Source organism: candidate division KSB1 bacterium, assembly GCA_022562085.1.
In the GTDB taxonomy this organism is placed as follows: domain Bacteria; phylum Zhuqueibacterota; class Zhuqueibacteria; order Oceanimicrobiales; family Oceanimicrobiaceae; genus Oceanimicrobium.
On the sequence record JADFPY010000344.1, the window covers coordinates 1 to 4,876 of the forward strand.

Here is a 4,876-nt window from a genome sequence, read left to right on the forward strand (position 1 = left end):
ACCCTGTCTTTCGAATTGGATGCGGCTGCCTCTGTCGGCGCCTGCAAGACCTGGTTCTACCCGGCAGTTGGTCAATGTTTCCAGTGAGTTCGGGTTTAAATGCTCTTTGAAATCCGTCTCTTTGTCCCCGCCGGGGTCGGCTATGCTGAACAGGCGGTCATACAAACGGACTTCCGCCTGCAAGGCGTGAGCTGCGGAAACCCAGTGCAGGGTTCCTTTAACCTTGCGGCCGTCCGGGGACCAGCCGCCTTTGGTGGCCGGATCATAAGTGCAGTGCAGTTCAACCACTTCGCCGGTCTTTTCATCTCTAACCACATTTTCGCAGGTGATGTAGTAGGCATATCGAAGTCGCACTTCACGTCCCGGGCCCAGCCGGAAAAATTTCCTCGGCGGGTCTTCGCGAAAATCGTTTTGCTCGATATAGAGCACTTTCGAAAACGGCACTTTGCGCTTACCGGCTGCAGGGTCTTCCGGGTTGTTTACCGCTGCCATTTCTTCAACCTGATCTTCCGGGTAGTTGGTGATAACCACTTTAAGCGGCCGCAGCACCGCCATGACCCGCGGCGCATGCTGATTCAAATCCACGCGAACGCAATGTTCGAGCATAGCAATATCCACCATACTGTCTCTTTTGGCAACCCCGATGAGCTCGCAAAAATTCCGAATCGACTCCGGGGTGAAACCGCGTCTGCGCAGACCTGAAATCGTTGGCATTCTCGGATCGTCCCAGCCATTTACCAATTTTTCTTCAACGAGTTGCAGCAGCTTGCGTTTGCTGGTCACGGTGTAATTGAGATTGAGTCGGGCAAACTCGATCTGCTGCGGATGATGGATTTTTAAATTTTCGAGCAGCCAGTCGTAAAGCGGCCGGTGGTCTTCAAATTCGAGGGTACAAATCGAATGGGTGATCCCCTCGATTGAATCCGATTGCCCGTGGGCAAAATCGTACATCGGGTAGATGCACCATTTGTCGCCGGTGCGGTGATGGCTTGCGTGCAGGATTCGGTACAGAACCGGGTCGCGCATATTCAAATTTCCGGAGGTCATATCTATTTTTGCCCGCAACACGCGTGAGCCGTCCGGGAATTCTCCCGTTCGCATGCGGTCGAACAAGTCAAGACTTTCCTCGATCGGACGGTTGCGGTGGGGGCTTTCTTTGCCGGGTTCTGTCAACGTCCCACGGTATTCTCGAATTTCGTCAGCGGTCAGGTCGTCGACGTAGGCTTTGCCGGCTTTGATGAGCTGCACGGCAAACTCGTAAAGCCGGTCAAAATAATCCGACGCATAAAACTCCCGGTCCTGCCAATCAAAGCCGAGCCAGCGCACGTCCTCTTTGATCGCCCGGACGTATTCGTCTTCCTCTTTGGTCGGGTTGGTATCGTCGAAGCGCAGGTTGCAGTGACCGCCGAATTCAGCGGCCAAACCGAAATTGAGGCAGATGGACTTGGCGTGGCCGATATGTAAAAAGCCGTTTGGCTCCGGCGGAAACCGGGTGATGACTTTGCCGTCGTTTTTGTTATTCTTCAGATCTTCCGTGATGATGTTGCGGATAAAGTTGGGCACGGGTTTGGAATCCTTTTGAGCCGAATCCGGGTTTTCTTTTTTTATATTAGTTGTTTCGTTACTCATTTCTTTTTTTTCATATTTTATGGTGCAAAAATTTCATTTAATATTGCCAGCACCTCACTTTGTGCTTTATTACTAATTTTTCCTAACTTTTCAATCAACCGGACTTTGTCAATTGTACGTAACTGATCCAGAACAATATATCCATCTTTCCCTTGAAACTTGCAACTCACGCGTGTGGGAAAATCATGACGTTTAGTTGTCATCGGTGCAATCATTACCGTAGAAATAAACCGATTCATTTCATCAGGGGAGATGATTAGGCAAGGTCTGGTCTTTTTGATTTCTCTTCTTTTTGTGGGATCAAGATTCACCAGAAAGACATCAAAACGCTCTGCTTTCATTTACCAGACCCAATCGTCTTGATCCCAACTGCTTTGGTAGGGCAGTTCTTCCTTATCAAGCAGTTGATCTTCTCCTTGTTTGGCCATCTTATGAAAGGCCTCTTCCCAACCCTGTCGTGGCTTTCTAACCGGTCTGATAATAATTTGTTCTTTGCTGACTTTGAGCTCAACTTCTTCACCGAGTCCGCTTTGCTCTAACAAGACTTTTGGGATTCGAACGCCCTGAGAGTTTCCGATTTGTATGATGCGAGTTTTCATAATTACAATGTAAGTACTTTGATTTAAATTTTCAATATTTTTTTCTAAGTTCCTTGCTCGCTATCAAGAATTAAACGTCCGATCCCGATTTTTCTTTGAAGCGTTTTATTTTGAGGTCCAATTCATCAAAAGCAACTCCCGCCTCTTTAAACTTACCTTCTTTGACTTGTCTTTTCCCAAGTTCAACAACTTTCAATAGAGCAAGGGCATCATGTGTCCTTTCATAGGTCTCGATATCTTGTAAAACAGCTTTGGCCTTGCCGTTTTGTGTGATTACAATGGTCCCTTTCAACTCATTGACAACCTTATTGGCATTGTGCTTTAACTCGCTAATTGGGAGCAGAGATTTGCTTAATTTCATCGCTTGAAGGTCTCCTTATTAAATCGTATTTGGCCGTAAATATAACCAAAATATTGACTATTGCCAAGTTTGTTAAATATTGATTTACAATCTCCTTCCCAAGCTCCTGCTTGGGAAGGAAAAGTACAGAGCCATCAAAAAAAATGATGCAGAGCTTCCAATCAATTGTGTTCCCAAGCGGGAGCTTGGGAACGAGGATTCTCGCCGGAAAGACGTGTAGGGGTTGGCCTATAACTCGGGCGAGTTAAATCCCCCTAGCCCCCTTTTACAAAAAGGGGGAATCCAAATTGAGCGGAGGGCGACCCCGGCCCGACTTTCCTTCATTTTTTTTATAATAATGAAATCGGGACGGAGGCGCCCGTAGCCCGTGGAGGACCCCCGATCCCGACATTCCTTTTAAAAATATAATAATGAAGTCGGGAGAGGAGGCCGGAACGGGTCCATCATTTCAAAGAATTATGCACAACGGTAATAGAATAAATCTGTTTCTATCCCCCGGTAGAGGGTTAATTTGCAAACATTTCTTTCTAAGTCCCTCCCTCTTCATTGGTTCGATACTTTTCAAACCAGACGAGAATATGGGCAACTTTTGCGATTAAATTGCTGGGGCGCCGGGTGATGCCATGCGACGCGTCCGGGATGCGCACCATGGCTGTGTCGATTTTGAGCAGCTTCAACGCCTGATAGAACTGCTCGGTTTCGGAAATCGGGGTACGGTAATCCGCCTCACCGGTTAAGAGCATGGTCGGGGTGGTCACATTGCCGACATAGTGCAGAGGCGAGCGTTTCATATAGTGTTCGAGATGATCCCAGGGAAAACCGGGGAACCAGTATTTGTAGAAGAAATTGTAGGCGTCGGAAGTCAGGACAAAGCTGTACCAATTGATCACCGGCTTGGCAACCACGGCTGCTTTGAAGCGATTTGTGTGGCCAACAATCCATGCGGTCAGCACGCCGCCGCCGCTGCCGCCGGTCACAAACAGGTTCGCTTCATCAACGTATCCTTTTGCTATCGCTGCATCGACACCGGACATGAGATCATCAAAATCTTCGCCCGGATAGTTATGATGGATAAGATTTCCGAACTCTTTACCATAACTGCTGCTGCCGCGCGGGTTGGTGTAAAGTACCACATAACCGGCCGCAGCATAGAGTTGGCATTCAGCAGAAAAACGATCCCCGTAATTTGCAAACGGTCCGCCGTGAATCTCAAGCAGCAGCGGATATTTTTTTTGCGGGTCGAAGTCCGGCGGCTTGACAATCCATCCCTGAATTTTACGTCCGTCATGCGATGATTCATACCAGATCTCCTCAACCGCTGCCAGCTTTTTGTGGCCGAAAAGATCGTCATTGAGCTTTGTGATGCGCCGGCTGGCTGAGCCCTTTTTGCCGACTGCCACATCAGCCGGGTGATCAGGACGGGAGTGGGTAAAGGCGAAGCGGTCTTTTTTGCTTATGGAATACACGCCGCCGGCATAAGGACGCCCGAGGGACAAACCGCCGACGTCGCCGGTTACTATTTGGGTCTTGCCGGTTAAGGAGGCATAGCCGATTTTGGTGTTACCTTTATCGTCGTACTGAAAATAAATACCCCTGCCATCGCCACTCCAATGTGGCCGGCCGACACGACGATCCAAATCTCCGCTCATGAGTTTGCTGTTGCTGCCATCGCGGTTCATGACATAGAGTTTTGTGACATGATAGCCGTGCAATTGATCATCAAAGCCAAGGTAGGCGATTTTTTTACCGTCCGGAGAAACAACCGGGCTATTGTCGGGGCCGTTTCTATCCGTTAATGCCTTGATTGCGCCATCTGCTAATGAAACCTCATAGATTTCAGAATTGAGCGGCTCGAATTCCCAATTGGCATGACGGTTTGCTGAAAAAATCAACGTTTTAGAATCCGGCGTCCATGAAGGAGCGCCCCCATGGTTAAAATCGCCGCTGGTAATCTGCCGCGGGGTGCCGCCGGTATGGTTGGGTCTAGCTCGCAGTTATCCCTACCCTACAAGACGCACTACACCGTCTGTCTTGAACAGTGAGGTAAATTATCATCCAATCGGAAAGTTACCTCCCTGGACCGTCGTGACAGCAATTGGGCATTCATCAAAGGCAGGCGACTATGTTTATGAGTTGGAAATCGATAGCAGTATTCTTGGTGCCACTGGTCGCATTGATTGGTTGTACTTCTTCTAGCGAACCTGATATTCAGCCGTCTGGAACTGCCGTTATCGCAGCCACTGCAACACCGACAACGGTTGCGCTCACTTTGGTGCCGACCGAGACC

5 protein-coding genes are annotated in these 4,876 nt (G+C 48.8%); all 5 read right to left on the bottom strand.

The annotated features are described in order from the left end of the window. On the bottom strand, window positions 1–1,629 hold a 1,629-nt coding region (locus IH879_19750), incomplete at its 3' end, for a glutamine--tRNA ligase/YqeY domain fusion protein (GenBank protein MCH7677162.1). 17 nt (window positions 1,630–1,646) lie between these two features. Then, window positions 1,647–1,970: a type II toxin-antitoxin system PemK/MazF family toxin gene (locus IH879_19755; protein ID MCH7677163.1), complete on the bottom strand. Its 324-nt coding sequence runs from the start codon at window positions 1,968–1,970 to the stop codon at window positions 1,647–1,649. After that, entirely contained in the window at window positions 1,971–2,228 is a 258-nt protein-coding gene (locus IH879_19760) for an AbrB/MazE/SpoVT family DNA-binding domain-containing protein (protein MCH7677164.1), read from the bottom strand. A 70-nt stretch (window positions 2,229–2,298) separates the two neighbouring features. Next, window positions 2,299–2,589: a type II toxin-antitoxin system Phd/YefM family antitoxin gene (locus IH879_19765; protein ID MCH7677165.1), complete on the bottom strand. Its 291-nt coding sequence runs from the start codon at window positions 2,587–2,589 to the stop codon at window positions 2,299–2,301. Between the two features lie 527 nt (window positions 2,590–3,116). Further along, on the bottom strand, window positions 3,117–4,583 hold the full coding sequence (locus IH879_19770; GenBank protein ID MCH7677166.1) for a S9 family peptidase: 1,467 nt from the start codon (window positions 4,581–4,583) through the stop codon (window positions 3,117–3,119). Between the last annotated feature and the right edge of the window lie 293 nt (window positions 4,584–4,876).

What these genes read in the sequence shown, in the direction of transcription:
- IH879_19760 (MCH7677164.1), bottom strand. Translation starts at nt 2,228, where the DNA reads ATGAAAACTCGCATCATACAAATCGGAAACTCTCAGGGCGTTCGAATC.
- IH879_19765 (MCH7677165.1), bottom strand. Translation starts at nt 2,589, where the DNA reads ATGAAATTAAGCAAATCTCTGCTCCCAATTAGCGAGTTAAAGCACAAT.
- IH879_19755 (MCH7677163.1), bottom strand. Translation starts at nt 1,970, where the DNA reads ATGAAAGCAGAGCGTTTTGATGTCTTTCTGGTGAATCTTGATCCCACA.